We start from the raw sequence: 19,680 nt of genomic DNA on the forward strand, positions 1-19,680 counted from the left end.
TTTCCCTGCCGTAACTTTGGGGATGCTTAAGATCCTCGTCCTCCTCCTCGCCGCCGCTACCGTGTCGGCTCAGATCTCAACAACCGCTGTTGATGGTCTGCGCGACAAACGCATCCGACTAGTTGCCTACACGAATTGCACGGCCATCCCGCAGCCGGGATCACGAATAGACTCAGCCGTGATCATCATTCGCGATGAACGTATCATCGCCGTTGGGAAGGGGCTAACCATTCCCACCGGTGCAGATGTGCGCGATCTTCATGGTGCATTTGTGTATGCTGGTTTCGTTGAACCGTATCTCGATGCACAAGCACTTGCTTCGGGCGCAAAGGGCGGATCATCAAAGCAGATGTTCAGTGATGAAGACGAAGGCCCAAACACTCCCCCGGCTCAAGGCGCACATTATTGGAACCAAGCGGTTCGTCCTGAACGCACAGTCACGGACGCTCTCTCGATCTCCGATGATGCGCAACGCGACTGGAATAAACTTGGTTTCGGTGCAGCAGCCGCGGCGTCGCACGACGGGATCTTCCGCGGAAGTGCTGCCGCCGTACTGCTTCGCACAGGGCCTGCCGCTAAGACCGTTATTGCTGATAACACCTACCAAGCGATGGCCTTTATGAAAGGCTCATCAAAGACGCCATATCCGTCGTCGCAGATGGGATCGATCGCGCTCATTCGTCAAGCACTCTACGATGCAGAGTGGTACGGCAAGGCCCACGCAGCAGCCGCACGTGGCACACTTGCAACACCACCGGAAGTGAACATTTCTTTGCAGGCATTACGGGCAGCACTTGATGCAAAGAAGCCGATAGTGGTTGAGACCGTTGACGAACACGATATCGCACGTTGGCAGGCGATCGCCAAGGAATTTGGGCTCACGATCATCATCAAGGGCAGCGGCGGAGAATACCGCAGGATCCAAGGACTTGCAGCAACGAAGCCCGACATCATCCTTCCACTCACGTTCCCGGAAACTCCTGATGTACGCGATCCGGTGAGTGCCCATGAAGTATCTCTCAGCGACCTGATCTCGTGGTATTGGGCTGCCGATAATGCACGATTGGTTGACAGCGTTGGGTGCCGCATCGTCTTCACAACGGATGGACTCAAGGACAAGTCTCAATTCCTTCCTCGTATTCGTCTGTGTGTTGAACGCGGACTCGATTCCGCAAAGGCACTTGCTGCCATCACAACAGAAGCTGCACGCATCGCTGGTGTTGCCGACCGTTTCGGGAAGATCGAGAAGGGATACTACGCCAATCTTGTCATCACCACGAAGCCCCTTTTCGCCGAAGAATGTGATATCCGCGCAGTAGTAGTAGCCGGCGATGAAACAACATACTCTCGTCCCACAGAGGTCGATGTGCGCGGCCATTGGACACTCACGTCCAGCGCCCTGCCTTCAACAACATCACTGCGCGTTAGTATCACGGGCACTGTTGAGCAACCGTCAATGGATGTAAAACGTGATTCGATCTCGATTCCTTCATCGCTTTCGATCAACGGCAGACGTGCAACACTTGGCCTTACGCTCGATACGATGGGCATTGTTGGGCGTACGCGCACATCGGTGGAGATCGATAGTATCCTCATTAGTGGCGACCTCCTTCTTCCTGATGGACGAGTCACCCCATTTGTGCTTCGTCGCGACTCCTTGATCAAGGCCAAGCCGGATCGTCCAAAAGCACTTACTACCAAGCGCAGATCTCTGCCGCAGATCTCTCCTCTCGGACCATTCGGTCTCTCGGCACCGCCGGCACAACGTGCAGTGGTTCTGAAGAATGCTACGGTGTGGACATGCGGTCCGCGTGGCACTCTGGATAGCACGGATGTTCTTCTCCGCAATGGCACCATCGCAGGTGTCGGTAAGGGGCTCACCGGAGACACAACCATTGACTGCACCGGGATGCATATCACACCGGGCATCATTGATGAACACTCACACATCGCTATCTCTCGCGGTGTGAACGAGGGCACGCATGCTGTAACAACAGAAGTGCGCATCGGTGACGTGGTGGACCCTGACGATGTAAACATCTACCGTCAACTCGCTGGTGGCGTAACAGCATCTCACCTTCTTCACGGCTCCGCCAACCCAATGGGCGGTCAGCTACAGTTCATCAAGCTCCGATGGGGTTCTGATGCAGACGGACTCAAGGTGCAGGGCGCTGTACCAACGGTGAAGTTCGCCCTGGGTGAGAATGTAAAGCAAGCCAACTGGGGTGACAAGTTCTCGGTGCGGTATCCGCAGACGCGTATGGGTGTTGAGCAGATCATGCGTGATGCCTTCCGTACAGCACGCGAGTACGAGAAGGAACTTGCCGCGAACGACCCTTCAAAACCTGTACGACGAGACATCCAACTCGATGCCCTTGTGGAGATCCTTAACAGCAAGCGCAACATCCATTGTCACTCCTATGTGCAGAGCGAGATCTTGATGCTCATGCGCCTTGCCGAAGAATTCGGATTCCGCGTGCACACCTTCACGCACATCCTTGAGGGCTACAAGGTCGCCAAGGAAATGGCAAGACATGGATCCGGTGCATCATCGTTTGCTGATTGGTGGGCATACAAGTTTGAGGTCTACGATGCGATCCCCGAGAATCCTGCCATTCTTCAAGAGAACGACGTAACGGTCTCGATCAACTCCGATGATGCAGAAATGGCTCGCAGACTTAACCAAGAAGCGGCAAAGAGCATTAAGTACGGAGGTGTCAGCGCTGTTGATGCCATGAAGTTCGTTACGATCAATGCCGCCAAACAGATGGCCATTGACACGCGTACCGGAAGCATCGAAGATGGCAAGGATGCCGATGTTGTTGTGTGGTCAGGCGATCCGCTTTCCAACATGTCTCGCGTAGAACGCACGTTCGTAGACGGACGTATGTACTTCGCTCGTGACGTCGACGCGCGCCTCCGCGAACGTGATGCAGAACTTCGCAGATTCCTAGAACAAGAAGCCATCAAGGCCATTGCCGGAGGATCTGGCTCCAAACCCGGAGGAAGTGGACCGCGCCGTGAATACCATTGCGACACAGACGATGATGAAATGTCGGGATCGGTCAGCGGACGATGACAACACTCCCAACGGAAACGATCGTCACAACGCCGATCACTCGCGCCTACCTCGATCGAGATCCCGCTATCACAGATCGGTTCCAACGTCTATCCGTCGATGCCGAGTTCTGCCTCCAACGATCCAAGCACGGGGCTTCTCGGTCGCGTCTTGTAGACCTTGCCACAGCATCCATGCGTGGCCTTGAACTCAGTTCAGAACAGCGCTCTGCGCTTGATGTGCTGCGCAACCCAACAAGTGTTGTTGTGACCACCGGTCAACAGATCGGACTCTATGGCGGTCCGATGTACACCCTGTACAAGATCCGCACAGCCGTAGAAGAAGCACGCAGGCTCACTGCATCAACAGCAGTTCCGGCGGCAACGGTATTCTGGCTCGAGGACAACGACCATGATGCAGCTGAAGCGGCATCAACACATCTCCTCGCTGCAGACGGCGGTGTTACAGACCTCAACATCTGGGACGGTTCGGATGAGCGTAGGTCGGTTTCTGCGCGTGTCATTACCGGCCAGATGGCAGACATGGTGGAGGCAGGAGCCGCCACGTTCACTGGACACTTCGCCGATGTTACTCGACAGCGAATGTTGGACGCCTATGCCGTTGGCCGCTCTTGGTCCGATGCCTTTCTCGCAGTCCTGCAACCCTACCTTGCACCGTGGGGAGTGATCGTTGTTCGCGGTTCCGATGTGATTGCATCCGGACTCCACCTGCCGATCCTCATGCGCGAGACAGAAGCTCCGGGATCATTATCCGCAGCGACAACTGCCGGAACACAGGTCCTTCTTGAAAGGGGCTTTACAGCACAGGCAACAACCGGATCGATGCTCTTCTTTGGAAGTGACTCCAATGGACGTCAACGATGTTCGATCGAAGGCGACACCGTCACGATGGGTGCTGAGAAATTCACAACACTGGCATTCGCAAAACATGTTCAGGAACATCCTGAACGATTCACACCCAACGTGTTAGCCAGACCCGTTGTCCAAGACGCCGTGCTGCCAACAGTGATCAGCGTCCTTGGCTCTGCCGAGATCGCCTATCAGGCCCAGCTACGTGAGCTCTATGAGCTATGCGGCGTGCCAATGCCGTACCTCGTCTTGCGCAATGGGGCAACCTTGTTAGACGCGCGGACAGAGCGATTGCTTGCCAAGGATGGTCACCCACTTTCCTGGTTTATGCGAAGCTCTGAAGACGTTGAGCGCGCCACGGCGGATCTCCTTACGTCAGACGTCTTGCCGAACACCGAAGAGCGCAACGCAACGCTAGAAACCCTGCTAGCCCCCTACCTGACTGCTGCTCAGTCGATCGATCAAACATTGATCGCCACGGTGCGCGCTCAGGGGGCCGGCATCACAGCCACCCTAGAAGCGCTCGAGGGCAAGCTGCGTGCAGCTGCCAAACGTGCCGGTGCCCAGACCATGGATCGCATCAAGGCCATCCATTCGATCGTTATGCCTCGTGGTACATTACAAGAACGAAACTTTCCGCTCGGATTTTGGGAATCGCGCTTCGGCACTGCAGAACTACGTATAATTGCCGAGGCGATAGCGAGCCAGCCAATTGGCACTCATGTCGTGATGGGGCATTCTGATCTGTCAACTCGGGAACCTGCATGAATCGTCCGTATGTCCTGGTCGTAGACGACAACAAGATCACTACCAAGCTCATGCGCAGATACCTCGAAGGCAATGGTTTCGAGGTTGAGGAAGCCGGTGACGGCATTGAGTGTCTGGAGAAAGTTGGTCAGCGAATTCCGGATGCCATCATCATCGACGTGATGATGCCTCGTCTGGATGGATTTGAGACCGTTCGTCGCTTAAAAAGCGATGAAACAACTCGCCTCATTCCGGTTGCCATTGTAACGGCACTCAATGACCTCACCACACAGCTCAAGGCTGTTGAATCCGGTGCAGATGACTTCCTAACAAAGCCGATCGAGGAGAAGCTGATCCTTACCAAGGCAGCGATGCTCACCGAGCTCTCTCATGCCCGCATGATGATCCGCGAACTTCGGTCCGTGATCGATGCTTATGCAGGGGGCGATACAGCACGCGCCCAAGAACTTATGGCCACAATCGGGCCACGATCCTGAGCCATATCGTTGTCATCGGCGGTGGCATCGGCGGTCTTGTTGCAGCCACTCGACTTGCGCATGCAGGACACAGCGTAGACCTCTTTGAGCAGGGAACACAGACCGGCGGCAAGATGGGTCGTGTTGTCGTTGATGGGTGTACCTTCGATACCGGACCAACCCTTATCACCATGCCCTTTGTCTTTGAACGCTTCTTTGCAAGCGTGGGCGAACGGTTCAGTGATCACGTTACGTTGCAACGCGTTGATCCCGCATGCCAGTACCGCTGGGAAGACGGATCGATCCTTGATCTCCCGTTCGACGCAGAGGCTGTGCCCGATGCCATCGAGCGATTCTCACCCGGACACGGGGCTCCTGTCAAAAAATATCTCAACAGCGCACGAGAGATCTACGAACTCACGAAGGACGTTTTCATCTTCTCGCCGTTCGATGGATTCAAGGAATTCTTCAAACGGAAGAATCTTTCGTTGCTGCCCAAGCTGAGTCGACTCCGATTCACATCAAAGCTCCACGATGTACACACGTCGATGTTCAGCGACAAGCGCATCATCCAACTTTTCGACCGGTTCGCAACGTATAATGGCTCTTCGCCATACCTCGCACCTGCAACATTGATGGTGATCCCATGGGTGGAGATCGGACTTGGCGCATGGTATCCTAAGGGTGGCATCTATGCGATCGCCGAGGCCATCACGCAACTCGCTTTACTACGCGGTGTTCGCATTCACTGCAATACACGCGTTGCGTCTATCCGGACGTTCCACGGTGTTGCCAGTGGTGTTGAACTCGAAGACGGTTCATTCGTCCGTGCTGACCACGTTATCTCCAATGCGGACGTGCACGTAACGCGAACGTATCTCCTCGGGAAGAGCATGCCCGAACCAACCGATCTTTCATGCAGCGGGTTGGTGATGCTTCTTAGTGTTGACCGGCAGGAACGATCGCTTCAGCACCACAACATTCTCTTCGGCAACGACTATCCAGGAGAATTCCACAATATCCGCTTTGAACAACGTCCGCGCAGCAATTCCACTGTTTACATCTCCCGTTCAGTCCACTCCACACCATCGGATGCTCCGCCCGACCGCGAGAACTGGTTCGTCTTGGTGAATGCACCTCCACGTGGGATCTCCTCAAACTTTGAGACAACCGAATCATCCGTATGGCTAGGTCACGAAGAAGAACAGGCAGACATGATCCTCGACCGAATGGAGACGTTCGGACTGCGCCCGCACGTGCGAGAACGACTGATCAGAACGCCGGACACGATGGCTACCGAATGGTCGTCCTATCGCGGAGCTCTCTACGGAGCATCGTCAAATTCTATGTTCAGTGCATTCCTCCGACCGCGCCAACGCTCCACAGACGTTGCGAATCTTTGGTATGTTGGAGGAAGTTCTCACCCCGGCGGAGGTGTTCCGCTGGTCATCACAAGCGGTATGATCGCCGCAGACCTACTTTTGTCATCACTTTCAACTCCCTAGAACATGCGAACCCTACTTCTCCTTTCCGTTGTCTTTCTTGTCTCGTGTGCATCCATTCGCGACATCACAAACAGCCTTTCGTCGCTTCAGAACATGCAGTTCAAACTCACCGGCATCACAGGCATGCGCCTGGCCGGTGTTGACGTCTCACGGATCGCATCACCAACCTCGCTCTCCATCTCCGACGGCCTCGCACTTACGCAGGCGTTTGCGCGCAAGTCATTGCCAACCACCTTCGTTGTGAACATGGACGCAAAGAATCCCAACACCGGCTCATCAGCATCGAAGAGCGTTCCGCTAACGCTCAAGGGTTTGGATTGGCGTCTCCTGATCGACGACAAGCCAACGATCAATGGCGATCTCGACAAGCCGGTAGACGTTCCGGGCAACGGAAAGACAACGCAGATCCCGCTTTCGATGAGCATGGACATGTATTCGTTCTTTGCCGACAAAGGATATGACGGCATCGTGAATCTTGCACTCGCACTAGGCGGTCAAAAAGGCAGCACTTCACGCGTGAAGCTTGATGCGATGCCAACAGTTGGAACACCGCTTGGTCCGATGACATACCCAAGTCGCATTTCGATCGTGGACACGGAGTTCCGCGGTAAATAATGGACATCCCCGTACTCCTTCTCGCAGTCTTCATCAGTGGTCTGTGTGACTTTCTGGCAGCAGCATTGCTGAACATCCCAACGTCTGTGGTTTCCACCATGGCCGACGAAGGGTCTCATATTGGGCGTCGACTGAAACGTGCGATCGATGAGGCCAACGAGACTCGGCTTGCGATCAGCATCGTTGACGTGATCGTTCTCGTGATCGCATCATTCATCATCGCCTCCGTAACGATGAATGATGGAGGTCGACTCTTTATAGATGCCATTGCCTTCATCATCGGCGTTGTGATCATCAAGATCGTTGCCAGCGCACTCGGCGAGCGCACGGCAGAGTTCATGCTTCGATTCACCAGTTTGTCGCTCTCCATTGTTACGGTAGTGGCAAGCCCCTTCCTCCTTACTCATCGCGCATTGTTGGCACTGACAAAACCACGATCAAGGGAAGAGGAAGAAGAAGAGGCGCGGGAGGAACTTGAAGCACTTGTAGAAACAGCCCGTGAAGAAGGGGCGTTAGATGCCGGGGAATACCGGATCATGACCAACATCATGCAGTTGAGCAGCATTGAGGTTACGGATGTGATGACGCCACGAACGGTGGTATCGGCCATTGGAGCAGAACATACCGTTGCTGATGCGATCAAACTTCCGGAACTGCAGATGTTCTCACGACTTCCGGTCTATGACGGACAGGATCTGGATACGGTGTCGGGATATGTAATGACGAAGGACATCCTTCGTGCTGCCGTTGCCGGACGTCACACGGTGCCGATCTCAAAACTCAAACGCGATGTTGGGTTCATCCCAGAGAACATCACGTTAGAGCGAGCGCTTGAGCAGTTCCTTCAGAAGCGACAACACCTATTCATGGTTGTTGATGAACATGGGGGTGTTGAAGGACTTCTCACCATGGAAGATGTATTGGAGACAATGCTTGGTGCGGAGATCATCGACGAGGCAGACCATGTAGTGGATCTGCGCGCACTCGCAAAGCAGCGTCGCGATGCACGTATCGCCAAGTTCACTTCGTCCGAATGACCTTGATATTGGTGAACTCTCGTACGCCGGCAACCCCTAGCTCCCGACCATAACCACTGTATCGCGTTCCGCCGAACGGGAGCCTCATGTCGCTACGCACAAAGTCGTTGATCGCCACCATGCCACATTCAATGCGTTCTGCCAGCGCGCGTGCACGATCGAGATCCTGTGAGAATACTGCTGCGCCAAGTCCGTAACGCGAGTCGTTTGCCAGTTCCACCGCCTCTTCGTCTGAGTTGAACGCAATAACGCTGGCTACCGGACCAAAGACCTCTTCGCGGAACAATCTCGATTGCGTTGTGATGTTGTCGATCAACACCGGCGGCACATAGAATCCTCGTTTCGGAATATCATTGACAGAACGTTTCGTTACCTGCCGAGCCCCCTCCATCATCGAATGTTGTAGTTGGTCGAGAAGAGTGTCACGCAGATCCGCGCGGGCTATCGGTCCGATCTCTGTTGCAGGATCCATTGGGTCCCCCACCACCATCGCATCAAACCGTGCTGCCACACGTTTCGTGAATTCGTCAGCGATGGATGCATGAACTATAAACCGTTTTGCTGCGATGCATGACTGTCCGGCATTCAAACATCGGCCCACAACACATGCATCAACGGCAACACCGAGGTCGGCATCATCACAAACGATGTAGGCATCATTTCCGCCCAATTCAAGTACAACCTTCTTGATGTGACGTCCGGCTATCTGTGCAACCGCCTCACCTCCCCTAGTAGATCCGGTGAAGGTCACAGCTCGAACACGCGCATCTCCGATCAGTTCCTCGATCTGTGGCACATCGATCATCACACACTGAACGAGGTCATCGGGAATTCCAGCTTCTCGGCACACCTCTACAATGTTTATCGCACATCCAAAGGTAGAAGGTGCATGTTTGAGGATGATCCCGTTACCGGCCATAAGGGCAGGCGCAGCGAACCGAAAGAACTGCCAAAACGGGAAATTCCATGGCATGATGGCCACAACAACACCCAACGGCGCATATGTGATATCGGCCACGGAACCATCGATTAGAAGTTCCTCCGTGGCCAACGCCGTAGGAGCAAGCGCGGCGATGTAGCGGCATGTTTCGGCACATTTGAGTATCTCCGATCTCGACTGACCGATCGGCTTACCCATTTCTTGCGTGATCAGCGCGGCAGACACCTCGATGTCTCTCATGAGGATGTCGGCCAGACGCGAAACGATCCGAGCGCGATGCTCAAAAGAGCATTGCGCCCAGATCTTTTGTTCGGTGTATGCACGACCGACCATGTCGTGAACGTCTTTAGGGTCCATCTCGCCAAACGACGCTACAACGTCTTCGGAAGCGGGGTTAATACTCGTGAATCTCATGGCAACAATTTACATTTGTGGTAATGGAATCATTCTTTACGCTTGACAGTCTGGTCTCTCTTGTCACTCTCTCCATCTTGGAGATCGTCCTTGGGATCGACAACATCATCTTCATTTCGATCCTCGTTGGGAGGCTCAAGGAATCCGATCAAGCCCGTGCTCGAACCATCGGCCTGTCCCTAGCCCTCATCCTTCGGATCGCATTCCTGTTCGGCGCCGTCTGGCTTGCCAAACTCACCGAGCCACTAGTCAGCATCGGCCCCTTCTTGGGTATGGATTCGGCTTTCGGGCTGAGTGGACGAGACCTCATCATGCTGTCAGGGGGCTTATTCCTCCTCGCGAAGGCAACAACGGAGTTGCACACGAAACTCGAAGGGAAGGAAGAGGACGAGGGGAAGAAGGCAAAGGCCAACTTTGCTTCGATGATCGTTCAGATCATCATTCTGGACCTGGTATTCTCCATCGACTCCGTCATTACGGCCATCGGATTGTCCCAGAACTTCCTTGTGATGGTCATTGCTGTGGTTTTAGCAGTGGGTGTGATGCAACTCAGCGCCGGCGGGATCTCGCGATTCATCCACCGGCACCCTACCGTGAAGATCCTCGCCTTGGCCTTCCTTTTGATGGTGGGAATGGTCCTCGTAGCGGAAGGATTCCATGCCCACGTTCCGAAGGGGTACATTTACTTCGCAATGGCCTTCTCGATGGCCGTGGAATTCCTGAACATGCGGTTCCGGACCCGTTCTGAGGCTCCTCCGGTGGAGCTGAGACAGCCCACCTATACCGACTGAGACGTTTTTCCTTGCTATTCGCCCCCTTCGTTCTCTATTATCGCCCCACTTTGTAATTGGTTCGAAAGGGGGCATCATGCCCAAGAATCCGGCGTTAGCCACAGATAAATCCAACATGTTTGACGTCCTGTACCGGTTCCCGGAACAGGTCAAGGAAGCCGTCGCCATTGGCGAAGGGGCTCCGCTTTGGCGTCAGCAATCCACCTCGAACCGTTATGCATTCTTTGGTCTCGGTGGCTCAGCCATCGGCGCAGACCTTTTAAGAAGCTATGCTGGCGTAACACCGGGCGGAGATCACCTCAATATCTCCGTACATCGTGGGTATCATTCTCCGGGCTGGATGGACTCCGACACAAACGTTGTCTGCTCCAGCTATTCGGGTGAGACCGAAGAGACGCTCTCCGCCTTTGATGAGATCCGCAAGAAGACCATGCGCGTAGTGTGCATCACAACTGGCGGAACCCTTGGCAAACGTGCTGTGACGTATGGCATGCCTATCGTGAACATCCCTCCGGGATATCAACCACGTTGCGCTCTGGCCTATTCGTTTTTCCCGCTTCTGACGATCATGGGCCGTTATGGGGCCTTTGACGCAAAAGCAGTACGCTTGAACAACAAGGGTGTACGGGAGATCCTGGCACATACAGAAGAGATGCGCGACCTCTACGCTGGCTCAACAGCCAAGAATCCTGCTCTTCAGATCGCCAAGAGTCTCGTTGGCAACTTCCCGGTCATCTATTCCGCTCATGAGCGACTCGATGCTGTGAATTTGCGCTGGCGCGGCCAGATCCAAGAGAACGCAAAACAAGTTGCCTTTGGCAACTTCTTGCCGGAAATGAACCACAACGAGATCAACGGATGGCAGTTCCCGAAGGGCAAAACAAAGGGATTCTCCGTCATCCTGCTCCGCGATCCGGACGACCATAAGCGCACGCAGCTCCGTTTTGATGCCGTAAAGGAGATCATCAAGGGCAGTGTAGCGGACGTTCACACACTCGAAGGCAAGGGAAGCACGTTGCTGGGCCGTATGTTCTCACTCATCTACCTTGGTGACTGGGTCAGCTGGCATCTCGCAAACCTCAATAAGATCGACCCAAGCCCGGTTCCGGTTATTCAGCAGCTGAAGGCGAAACTGGCGAAGGCACGCTGAACAGCGAATAGCGAACAGCGAATAGCGAACAGCGAACAGCGAACAGCGAATAGCGAATAGCGAATAGCGAATGATGAAACTCATTTATCAGATCGTTTTTCTCTGTTCGCTTTTTGTTGTGGCCATGCAGGCGCAGACGGAGATGAGGCTTTCGCCGTTGACACATTCGGTTGGCGTTGCTGTTGTTGATCTACCAAGTGATTGGGAGTCTGACTCCACACTTGCAGCTTCGATGTATGTCCGTGTGGGAGATGGTGTGTGGCGGGAGGCGATTTCTCCGCAGGTTGTTGTGATTCGCGGACGCATTCAGATTCGCAGTGTGATCCTTGACCTTGCGCCAAACACCGATGTTGGCGTTCGAGTAACCGTGTATCGCGGTGGAGGTGTGGCACAGGAGTTTGAAGGCACCACGCGCACGATCGCAGAAGCTGTGCAGCCATCGAGTGGGACGTTACTCTATGTGAGTCCATATGGCTCGGGCACTACCTACTCACGTTCAAAGCCGGGCTCATTACGAGCTCTTATCACCGCTGGTCTGCCATGTGGGTCCATCGTCGTATTGCTTGAGGGCACGTATGAGGACATTTACGACCTCACGTTGAATATCACGGACGACTGTACAGCTGAGTCACCCATCGTGATCATGGCAGATCCGTCTCGCACGGTGGTCATTACAGGCGAAACCTTCTTGAACACGAGCTGGGAGGTTACACCTACGGATGCTCACGAATGGAGCTGCCCCCTTCCTACGAATCTCAAGTATACGTCGCTTGTTGTTGGACAGAATGGTCAGCGCTTGTATCCGTATGCACTTCGAGCACCAGTAGATCTCTTTCCGGGCTATCCGTCACTTTTGGATCTGGGATATGACCAGCCGGGAATGTTCAGGAGTGGGGCTCGGCTTTATCTCCGAGATACAACATCAGAGGCCAAACCACCGGGACTTGTTCGTACATCGCAACGTTGGAGTTGCCTAACAGTCAATGGGAATTACAAGAAGTCGCACCTCCTGATCCGGGGAATCACCTTCCGGTATTTCGGTAACACACGATGCACCGAAAACATCCTCGGAATTCCCGACGCGTGTTACCCACCGTCCACACTCTCCTTCAACAACACGCGCAATGTAACCGTTGCCAATTGTGAGTTTGAGTTCGCGAATTTTCCTATCACGTTCAATGGTTCGTGTAGTGATATTGATGTCCGCTTCAACACCATTAGCGATGGTGTAGGCACATGGTCGCATGGTGCGTTCAAACAAACACGAGACACGTGGATCCTTGAGCCTGGAAGTTATGGCCGATACCTCGAGAATGTTGGTATCTGGATAGCCCCATTCGAGAATGATTCTGTACACAACATCAACATCCGTGGCAATACTGTGGTCGGAACGATCGCAGGCATTGCGGTTGGCTCCAACGCTCACAACTATGTTGTTGACAACGTAGACATTCTCAACAACACAGTTTCATCGTGTTACGACGGCATTGATATCACGGGCGGCAATGGTTCGGGTTCAACGAATGCACGTATCCGCAACAACGTTGTCTCGAATACTCCCGTTGGAACGTCACTGATGTATCCTTCTTTTGATCCCTATTTCATAACGCGAAACGTGTACCTGCTCGCAGACCGTAAGAACCATAACAACGATGTGTTCTTTGTGACGTGCAACAACGACCTCACCGACCGATCTTGGACCACTGCCCTAAAACTCAATGCCGGTGGAGAGAACTCCACTCCAGGGGCTATCCAGTTTCACCACAACACCGTAGTTGCTAGGGGGCTTGCGGGATTTGGACTCTATTTCTGGGGTCCAACGTGGTCTGACTTCTCTGCGTTCAACAATATCATCCAAGCCGATGCATCTTCGTGGATGTTCGATGGTGTTGCTCAGTCAGCCACGTATTCAACACGTACCGATGGCAACATCTACCATTCTCCAAGCACTGGCGCAGTTGCAACGATCAAACCTGTCCACGGAATTTCTCAGTGTTACGAACCACGTTCGGTCGACGAGTTTCGGTCTGACCTTAGCCTTGTCACCGGCTCGCCATTTGTTGTGATCGGTCAACGGGATATCGTGGTCAATCCCAAACTTGTTGACGTGAGTAACGGCAATGTTCAACTCTTGGCCGGGAGTCCGGCAATTGATAAGGGGCTCCTCCTGCCGGGGATCAACGACCTATTCTACGGCTCGGCTCCCGATGTTGGCGCACTAGAATCGTCGTTTTCCTCTTCCGTGGAAGCAGTAGACGTGGTGGAAAGCCCCCTACACGCTCCCGGACCCACCCGCTACTATTCGTTGACCGGCGTCCAGGTTGACCCATCCGATCTCCCTACCGGCCTGTATTTCAAGATACTTAGCGATTCAAGGGGATCTGTAAAAGCCAGCTCCGTCATCATCGTACGCTAATTTTTTGTATCTTGCAGGCCCCGTAAACTCATGGGTCAATACATGCCAGTTGTCAAGGCTCCGGCCAAAGCGAAGAAGGTCACCAAGAAGGTTGTTGCAACCGTCGATGGTGAAGTTGTAGAAGCACCGAAGAAAACCAAGCGGAAGGCGAAATACATCGTGTTGTATTCGCCGTTCCTCATGCGTGATACAAAGCACGAACTCATCGGCGAACCATTGGAGACGGACAACGGACGTCAGCAATGGGCTCGTTGCTCGGTCAGCCACCACTCCCAATTGATCAATCTGGACGCTCTTGCTGCTTCGGCAGAGAAGAAGGTAACAGAGATCAAGCTTGCACGTGAAGATTCGAAGGAATATTCGCCGAAGAGTGAGTACAAGGTTGGTGACGTGATCTACCACAAGACGTGGGATGATGTTGGTATCGTTCGTGCAAAAGAAGTGATGTCGAACGGCCGTGCGTCGCTCCTCGTTCACTTCGAAAAGAATAAAGAAAAACGTCTGGTCGAAAATTTCAAGTAAACCCTTCAACCTATAGGATCTCCCGTGATCGGAGTTACCATACAAAGCAACGAGTCCATCGATCGTGCGTTGCGCCGCTTCAAAAAGAAATACGAGCGCTCTGGCGTTCTGCGTGAATTCAAGAAACGCGCATTCTTTGTGAAGCCGAGCGTTGAGCGTCGCATGGCACGCCTAAAGGCTGCCCGCCGCCAGCATCGCGCTCAAATGGAAGCGGAATAGTCAAAATGAATGAAAATCAAAAGGCGCTCCGCTTAATGCGGTGCGCCTTTTTGTGCTTCATTGTGATGGTACCAACAGTGTCCTTTGCACAGATCAAGCCATCGCGTACCTGGTTGGTAGACATGGCCCGAAGGCCAGCATCCTATGGGCTGCTGCCGAGCATGATGGGCGGCGCTGAAATGTACCGCTCCTGGGGTTCGTACCAGCACGAACAAGCATGGCAGCTAAGAGTCCATGCCGTAGTGGAACCATATCGGTTCACGGATGTTTCCGACTCCAACGTGATCGAATGGACCACATCGCTTGAGTTTCACCAGGAACTCACAGCGAACCCGATGAACGACATTGGTTTTAACCCCCGAACGGCACGATGGGAAGAGCAGCTTCTGATCCACGCTTCAGGATCGTGGTGGTCGGCACGCGCCGGGTGGTTCCACCGCTGCAAGCATGACATCGACAATACGGAATCGCCCAATGACGCTGACCAACCGGACTATACACCGGTTCGCAGGACCCTGATCCTCTCAGGCCCGTCGCTCGGAGCACTCACCAAACCCATCAATTCCGGCGACTGGTCGTTTCGCCTCGCAGGCGGCGCTGAATGGTACGTGGTCAATGATGACTACCGCACCCCCTCAACATCGCTCACAGGGAGCTGGAGGGGCATGCAAGGGGCATTGTGGTTCCGTGGTGATGCTACCGTTACTCTCGCTACGCGGTTTGTTGTGGGCGCCCGTTACTACATCAGTCTTCCCTGGTTCTCCAACCGCTATGGCGCACCGGACGACATTGTTGTCCCACATGACGCCCGGGCCGAACTCTATGGGACGCTCTTTTCCAATGTAGCGGCCATGGATGTTGTGTTGAGCGCCGAACACACGTTCGATGAAGTGGCATACTTGAATGCAATGCCGTCTACATACTTCCAGATCGGCCTGCGGTTCCGATCGCTATGATCTCTGCGGCATCGCTGAATGGGAGTCGTTCAAGACCGATGATCTGATACTCTTCGTGCCCCTTACCGGCAACGAGCACTACATCGTTCGGTCCGGCAGCAGCCAATGCGGCTCGGATAGCTTCTCGACGATCTTCGATCACGGTTGTACGCTCACGCACTGCCCCCTCAATACCTCCGAGAATGTGACGGAGAATATCGGCCGGGTCTTCGCTGCGCGGGTTGTCACTGGTGAGCCAAATGAAGTCAGCATGGAGGGCGGCGATGCGCCCCATTTCCGGACGTTTGCCTTTATCGCGATCACCACCGCACCCGAAGACCACATGAATGTGCGGCCGTGCGGATGAGTCAGCATGGAGCTTGCGAAGTACGCGCAGCGCATTGTCCAACGCGTCGGGAGTATGAGCATAGTCTACAACGGCAACAGCGCCATTCGGCAAGAGGTGACGTTCCATACGTCCGGCCGGACCACTGACCTGCGATAGATGCTGAACAACGTCGGCATCCGGTATTCCTTCTGCCAAACACATCACGGCACAGACGGCTGCATTGGTCACATTAAAATCACCGAGCAATGATGTTGTGCACTCCAAACGTGGCGGGATGTTCTGGAGATCACTGCGTCTGCGGACCAAAGCGAACGATGCACCTCGCAACGAAAGGTCCACATCAACGATACGCACGTCGGCATCCACATCTCGTCCAACGGTGATCGTTCGTTCAGCCTTGCAGTGACGTTTCATGTACGGGGTCCACTCGCTGTCGGCATCAAGCACCGCAACCGCATCCGGTTCCAGCATATCAAACAGTCTCTTCTTTGCCCTGCCATACGCTTCCATCGTCCGATGATAGTCGAGATGGTCTCTGGTCAGGTTCGTGAAGATGGCTCCTCTGAAGGGCACGCCCCAAACACGATGCTGATCAAGTGCGTGTGAGCTCACTTCCATGCAGACAGTATCGATGCTGTGCCCCCTCATCTCGAGGAAGAGATCGGCAAGTGCACGCGCATGGGGTGTTGTATAGTTTGTTGCAAGAACTTCGCCGGCGAATCGATTACCGGTTGTGCCGATGAATCCAACGCGACGTCCGGCTAACGCGAACATCTGCTCAAGAATTGTGGCGCAGGTGGTCTTCCCATTCGTTCCGGTAACACCGTAGATATGAAGTCCGGTTGCCGGCCCATTTGTCACTACACGTACGATCTGGGCAAAGGCCAACCGAGAGTCTTTCACTGTGACCACCGGCACACCGCAGGGTCCATTCGGAGCTATCTCTGCGACGATCGCTACAGCACCTGCGGCAATGGCATTCGTGATGGCTGTATGGCCATCAAATGACGTTCCTCGTACCGCCACAAAGATCCACCCGGGGCGAACCTCGCGAGAGTCTGTGGTTACGTCGACAACGTCAACGTCAAAGAGTTCATCACTGTGAAGTTGGTCCACAGCTTCCATAACACGGCTGAGACGAGTCATACGTCAAATTACAACCCCAAACTCTGCAGATTTGCACGATGGACCTGATCGACTTTCTTCGTGACCGACTTCTAGGCCCCCTACCGGGGCTTGAAGCTCATCGCACGTTCGTACCGGACATCCCCGATGCCATCACACGTCTGCGACCGCCTCCGCCGAATGCAAAGCGCAGCGCTGTGATCGTGCCGATCGTCTTCGATGAGAACATGGAGCATCGCATCGTGTTCACCGTGCGGAGTGAGAACTTGCGGAGTCACAAGGGGCAGATCTCCTTCCCGGGCGGACGTCTTGATGAGGGCGAAGATGAAACCTCTGCGGCCCTGCGTGAGCTTCACGAAGAGATCGGCATCGATCCATCGGACGTGATCATTCTTGGTGGGTTAAGCCCCCTCTATATCCCTCCATCCAACAGTGCGGTAACTCCTCTTGTTGGAGTACTCCGGAACAACGGTCCGTGGGTGATGAGCGAGGACGAAGTATCTGAAGTATTGGACATCCCCCTCTCAACATTCCTGCATCCAAACTCCATCCGATACGAACAACGTATGTTGCAAGGCAAGAACGTGGATGTTCCTCAATGGCACATTCATCCAACGATCCCATTGTGGGGTGCTACAGCGATGATCCTGAACGAGCTGCTGTGGTTGGTCAATGAATACAGAGCGGAGAAGGTGTGAAGGAAGTTACTCAGTTACGGAGTTACGGAGTTACTCGGTTACGGGGTTACTCGGTTACGATTTTGATGATCGCTCTGGTGGGGTGTTCGCAGGGGGATGTGCCGGATGAGCGTCTTGTATCGACGTATGCGGAAGTGATCATCGTGCGGGAGTCATCGAACGATACGATGTTGGTGCGGAGGAAGCTCGATTCCGTTCTTGCGTCCCACAACTACGTGCGCGAGGAATTCGAGAAGGATCTCCGATCGATGGGAAGCACGCCAAAGCTGTTCAAGAATTTCTACGACAGCGTGAATCAGCGCTTGTCTCGCATGCGGGACACCACATCACCATAGACGTTATGGCCAACACGGCCAAACGCTTCGAAGTATCCTACGTACCATTGATTGAGCATCACACCGACGAGTCGTGAGGCAAGGATATCATCAGCAGTTGCTATTCCCCCACACCGGATCACATGGAATTCATGGGAGGGGGCGAGTTGATTCATCGCATCAACAGCTGCAGAACATGCAAGCAGCGAGTCATTACGCAACGGCGCGCCGCTGAGTCCTCCGCCATATGTGGAGGTGAAATGATCATAAAGCTCACGGTCGCGCTCATCGATGAGCGGACGCAGATCCGAATATCGGGTTGACGTATTGCCGAGGATGATCCCGTCAAAGCCCCTTTCCACCAGCACCTGAACGAGCTCCGGGATCTGCGCGATGTTCGTGTCCGTAGAGAGCTTGACCACTACGGGGAGCCGTCGTGTTCGATGTGCAAGAAACCGCACCGCGATCGTATCCAGCCGGCGCAGCAAAGCATCATCAAGTACAGCAGCGCCGTGATGTCCGGGTACGTTCGGACAACTCTCATTTAACTCGATGTAGTCAACATCGGCGTCTGCATAGATAGCCAGTCCATCAAGCAATTCCGGCAGTGCGAGAGACTCCTCGAGTCCAGGCTCAGCACTTACGCTTGCACCTACCGGACACCCTTCCACTCTCTGCAACCCGGACAACCGCTTCGCAACAGTGGCATGACCTTCATTCGGGAGCCCCATCCAATTCGATCCGGCGTGTGAATGGGCATATGGAATTGCCGGCCATGTTACGCCATTGCGAACGTTCCCCGAGCGTATACGGGAGGTAGTTGTTCCGGCTACATAGGCACCGGCCCCTTGGCGAGAGACAACCTCATATCCCTCACCCTTCTTGAACATTCCCGCAGCATTCCAGATCGGCATTCTGAATCGCAGTCCCCATGCCGTAACACCAAGATCAGCCGGAGGTACAAAACTCCGAGTCGGCATATCAAGAGCAAACCGCTTTGCAAATGCCGTTCTTCCGGCAGAAAACACTCGTACACCAGAAGCGGGTGGCAAAATTCCCATCAGACCACGAAGGCGATGTTCAAAACGTGCGATATTTTCAAGAAAGGTCACGTACGAAGTTACTCAATGGATTATGACGTCATAACTGTCATAGCTGTCATAACGTCATATTGTATTTTACAGGATGAACACGAAGTTGTCGATCGCGCAGAATTGGCTGCCGCGCTATACCGGCACGGAGATCGCCGAGTTTGGCGACTACGTTCTCTTGACCAATTTCAAGGGATACGTAGAATCATTCGCCAAGAAGTTCGATGTAGAGATCAAGGGGCTCCACAAGCCGATGCAGACGGCAACACACGAGAACCTTACGATCATTAACTATGGCATCGGTTCGCCAAATGCTGCTCTGATCATGGATCTCCTGGTTGCGCGAATGCCCAAGGGCGTGTTGTTCCTTGGCAAGTGCGGCGGATTGAACAAATCAACGGAGATCGGC

The 19,680-nt window shown here is 54.0% G+C and carries 18 protein-coding genes; 15 read left to right on the forward strand and 3 right to left on the reverse strand.

Translation table 11 applies throughout. The annotated features are described in order from the left end of the window. The first annotated feature begins 22 nt into the window (after window positions 1-22). Genes IPI29_06340 through IPI29_06365 form a run of 6 tightly spaced genes read left to right on the forward strand, consistent with a single transcriptional unit; the run spans window position 23 to window position 8,307 of the window. Window positions 23-3,079 carry an amidohydrolase family protein gene (locus tag IPI29_06340; GenBank protein ID MBK7412156.1) on the forward strand — a complete coding sequence of 1,019 codons (3,057 nt, stop codon included), beginning with the start codon at window positions 23-25 and terminating at the stop codon, window positions 3,077-3,079. Beyond that, window positions 3,076-4,695 carry a bacillithiol biosynthesis cysteine-adding enzyme BshC gene (gene bshC / locus IPI29_06345; GenBank protein ID MBK7412157.1) on the forward strand — a complete coding sequence of 540 codons (1,620 nt, stop codon included), beginning with the start codon at window positions 3,076-3,078 and terminating at the stop codon, window positions 4,693-4,695. Before IPI29_06340 ends, bshC begins: the two co-directional genes overlap by 4 nt. Beyond that, window positions 4,692-5,171, forward strand: coding sequence for a response regulator (locus IPI29_06350; protein MBK7412158.1), 480 nt, complete (start codon window positions 4,692-4,694; stop codon window positions 5,169-5,171). The genes bshC and IPI29_06350 overlap by 4 nt, the downstream gene beginning before the upstream one ends. Beyond that, the gene (gene crtI, locus IPI29_06355; GenBank protein MBK7412159.1) at window positions 5,165-6,655 is read left to right on the forward strand and encodes a phytoene desaturase; all 1,491 of its coding nucleotides are present in this window, start codon (window positions 5,165-5,167) and stop codon (window positions 6,653-6,655) included. Before IPI29_06350 ends, crtI begins: the two co-directional genes overlap by 7 nt. Before the next feature lie 3 nt (window positions 6,656-6,658). Continuing rightward, entirely contained in the window at window positions 6,659-7,270 is a 612-nt protein-coding gene (locus tag IPI29_06360; protein ID MBK7412160.1) for an LEA type 2 family protein, read from the forward strand. Further along, window positions 7,270-8,307 carry a DUF21 domain-containing protein gene (locus IPI29_06365; GenBank protein ID MBK7412161.1) on the forward strand — a complete coding sequence of 346 codons (1,038 nt, stop codon included), beginning with the start codon at window positions 7,270-7,272 and terminating at the stop codon, window positions 8,305-8,307. The genes IPI29_06360 and IPI29_06365 overlap by 1 nt, the downstream gene beginning before the upstream one ends. Here the strand turns inward: IPI29_06365 and IPI29_06370 are convergent. Next, a complete protein-coding gene (locus tag IPI29_06370; protein ID MBK7412162.1) occupies window positions 8,291-9,661 on the reverse strand; it encodes an NAD-dependent succinate-semialdehyde dehydrogenase in 1,371 nt (456 codons plus the stop codon). The two genes, IPI29_06365 and IPI29_06370, sit on opposite strands and share 17 nt — an antisense overlap. A gap of 23 nt (window positions 9,662-9,684) precedes the next feature. On the opposite strand from IPI29_06370, the gene IPI29_06375 reads away from it, so the two are divergent. The 6 genes from IPI29_06375 (at window position 9,685) to IPI29_06400 (ending at window position 15,715) form a co-directional block, all read left to right on the forward strand. Next, window positions 9,685-10,452, forward strand: coding sequence for a TerC family protein (locus tag IPI29_06375; protein MBK7412163.1), 768 nt, complete (start codon window positions 9,685-9,687; stop codon window positions 10,450-10,452). Window positions 10,453-10,567: 115 nt separating this feature from the next. Further along, window positions 10,568-11,602 (forward strand): bifunctional phosphoglucose/phosphomannose isomerase, encoded by a 1,035-nt coding sequence (locus IPI29_06380; protein MBK7412164.1) that lies wholly within the window; start codon window positions 10,568-10,570, stop codon window positions 11,600-11,602. A gap of 70 nt (window positions 11,603-11,672) precedes the next feature. Beyond that, entirely contained in the window at window positions 11,673-14,018 is a 2,346-nt protein-coding gene (locus IPI29_06385) for a hypothetical protein (GenBank protein ID MBK7412165.1), read from the forward strand. A 42-nt stretch (window positions 14,019-14,060) separates the two neighbouring features. Beyond that, window positions 14,061-14,540 carry a hypothetical protein gene (locus IPI29_06390; protein MBK7412166.1) on the forward strand — a complete coding sequence of 160 codons (480 nt, stop codon included), beginning with the start codon at window positions 14,061-14,063 and terminating at the stop codon, window positions 14,538-14,540. Between the two features lie 24 nt (window positions 14,541-14,564). Next, entirely contained in the window at window positions 14,565-14,759 is a 195-nt protein-coding gene (gene rpsU, locus IPI29_06395) for a 30S ribosomal protein S21 (protein MBK7412167.1), read from the forward strand. A 65-nt stretch (window positions 14,760-14,824) separates the two neighbouring features. Next, entirely contained in the window at window positions 14,825-15,715 is an 891-nt protein-coding gene (locus IPI29_06400) for a hypothetical protein (protein MBK7412168.1), read from the forward strand. Here the strand turns inward: IPI29_06400 and IPI29_06405 are convergent. After that, entirely contained in the window at window positions 15,675-17,189 is a 1,515-nt protein-coding gene (locus IPI29_06405) for a UDP-N-acetylmuramoyl-L-alanyl-D-glutamate--2,6-diaminopimelate ligase (GenBank protein ID MBK7412169.1), read from the reverse strand. The two genes, IPI29_06400 and IPI29_06405, sit on opposite strands and share 41 nt — an antisense overlap. A 38-nt stretch (window positions 17,190-17,227) precedes the next feature. Here IPI29_06405 and IPI29_06410 point away from each other — a divergent pair, with 38 nt between their 5' ends. Together IPI29_06410 and IPI29_06415 are read left to right on the forward strand one after the other, a co-directional pair. Next, entirely contained in the window at window positions 17,228-17,866 is a 639-nt protein-coding gene (locus tag IPI29_06410; protein ID MBK7412170.1) for a CoA pyrophosphatase, read from the forward strand. A gap of 65 nt (window positions 17,867-17,931) precedes the next feature. Next, window positions 17,932-18,201 (forward strand): hypothetical protein, encoded by a 270-nt coding sequence (locus IPI29_06415; protein MBK7412171.1) that lies wholly within the window; start codon window positions 17,932-17,934, stop codon window positions 18,199-18,201. Here IPI29_06415 and IPI29_06420 read toward each other — a convergent pair. Continuing rightward, window positions 18,162-19,292, reverse strand: coding sequence for a hypothetical protein (locus tag IPI29_06420; GenBank protein ID MBK7412172.1), 1,131 nt, complete (start codon window positions 19,290-19,292; stop codon window positions 18,162-18,164). The two genes, IPI29_06415 and IPI29_06420, sit on opposite strands and share 40 nt — an antisense overlap. A 73-nt stretch (window positions 19,293-19,365) precedes the next feature. On the opposite strand from IPI29_06420, the gene IPI29_06425 reads away from it, so the two are divergent. Then, a partial coding sequence (locus tag IPI29_06425) for an AMP nucleosidase (protein MBK7412173.1) occupies window positions 19,366-19,680 on the forward strand: 315 nt, incomplete at its 3' end.

The sequence above is a fragment of the Ignavibacteria bacterium genome, from assembly GCA_016707005.1.
Lineage (GTDB): Bacteria > Bacteroidota > Ignavibacteria > Kapaibacteriales > Kapaibacteriaceae > UBA10438.

Bases quoted from the DNA above. Each gene is read 5' to 3' on its own strand.
- IPI29_06400 (MBK7412168.1), top strand. From the start codon at position 14,825: ATGGTACCAACAGTGTCCTTTGCACAGATCAAGCCATCGCGTACCTGG.
- IPI29_06365 (MBK7412161.1), top strand. From the start codon at position 7,270: ATGGACATCCCCGTACTCCTTCTCGCAGTCTTCATCAGTGGTCTGTGT.
- IPI29_06410 (MBK7412170.1), top strand. From the start codon at position 17,228: ATGGACCTGATCGACTTTCTTCGTGACCGACTTCTAGGCCCCCTACCG.
- IPI29_06360 (MBK7412160.1), top strand. From the start codon at position 6,659: ATGCGAACCCTACTTCTCCTTTCCGTTGTCTTTCTTGTCTCGTGTGCA.
- IPI29_06340 (MBK7412156.1), top strand. From the start codon at position 23: ATGCTTAAGATCCTCGTCCTCCTCCTCGCCGCCGCTACCGTGTCGGCT.
- IPI29_06350 (MBK7412158.1), top strand. From the start codon at position 4,692: ATGAATCGTCCGTATGTCCTGGTCGTAGACGACAACAAGATCACTACC.
- bshC (MBK7412157.1), top strand. From the start codon at position 3,076: ATGACAACACTCCCAACGGAAACGATCGTCACAACGCCGATCACTCGC.
- IPI29_06405 (MBK7412169.1), bottom strand. From the start codon at position 17,189: ATGACTCGTCTCAGCCGTGTTATGGAAGCTGTGGACCAACTTCACAGT.
- IPI29_06380 (MBK7412164.1), top strand. From the start codon at position 10,568: ATGTTTGACGTCCTGTACCGGTTCCCGGAACAGGTCAAGGAAGCCGTC.
- IPI29_06390 (MBK7412166.1), top strand. From the start codon at position 14,061: ATGCCAGTTGTCAAGGCTCCGGCCAAAGCGAAGAAGGTCACCAAGAAG.
- IPI29_06415 (MBK7412171.1), top strand. From the start codon at position 17,932: ATGATCGCTCTGGTGGGGTGTTCGCAGGGGGATGTGCCGGATGAGCGT.
- IPI29_06385 (MBK7412165.1), top strand. From the start codon at position 11,673: ATGATGAAACTCATTTATCAGATCGTTTTTCTCTGTTCGCTTTTTGTT.
- IPI29_06370 (MBK7412162.1), bottom strand. From the start codon at position 9,661: ATGAGATTCACGAGTATTAACCCCGCTTCCGAAGACGTTGTAGCGTCG.
- IPI29_06375 (MBK7412163.1), top strand. From the start codon at position 9,685: ATGGAATCATTCTTTACGCTTGACAGTCTGGTCTCTCTTGTCACTCTC.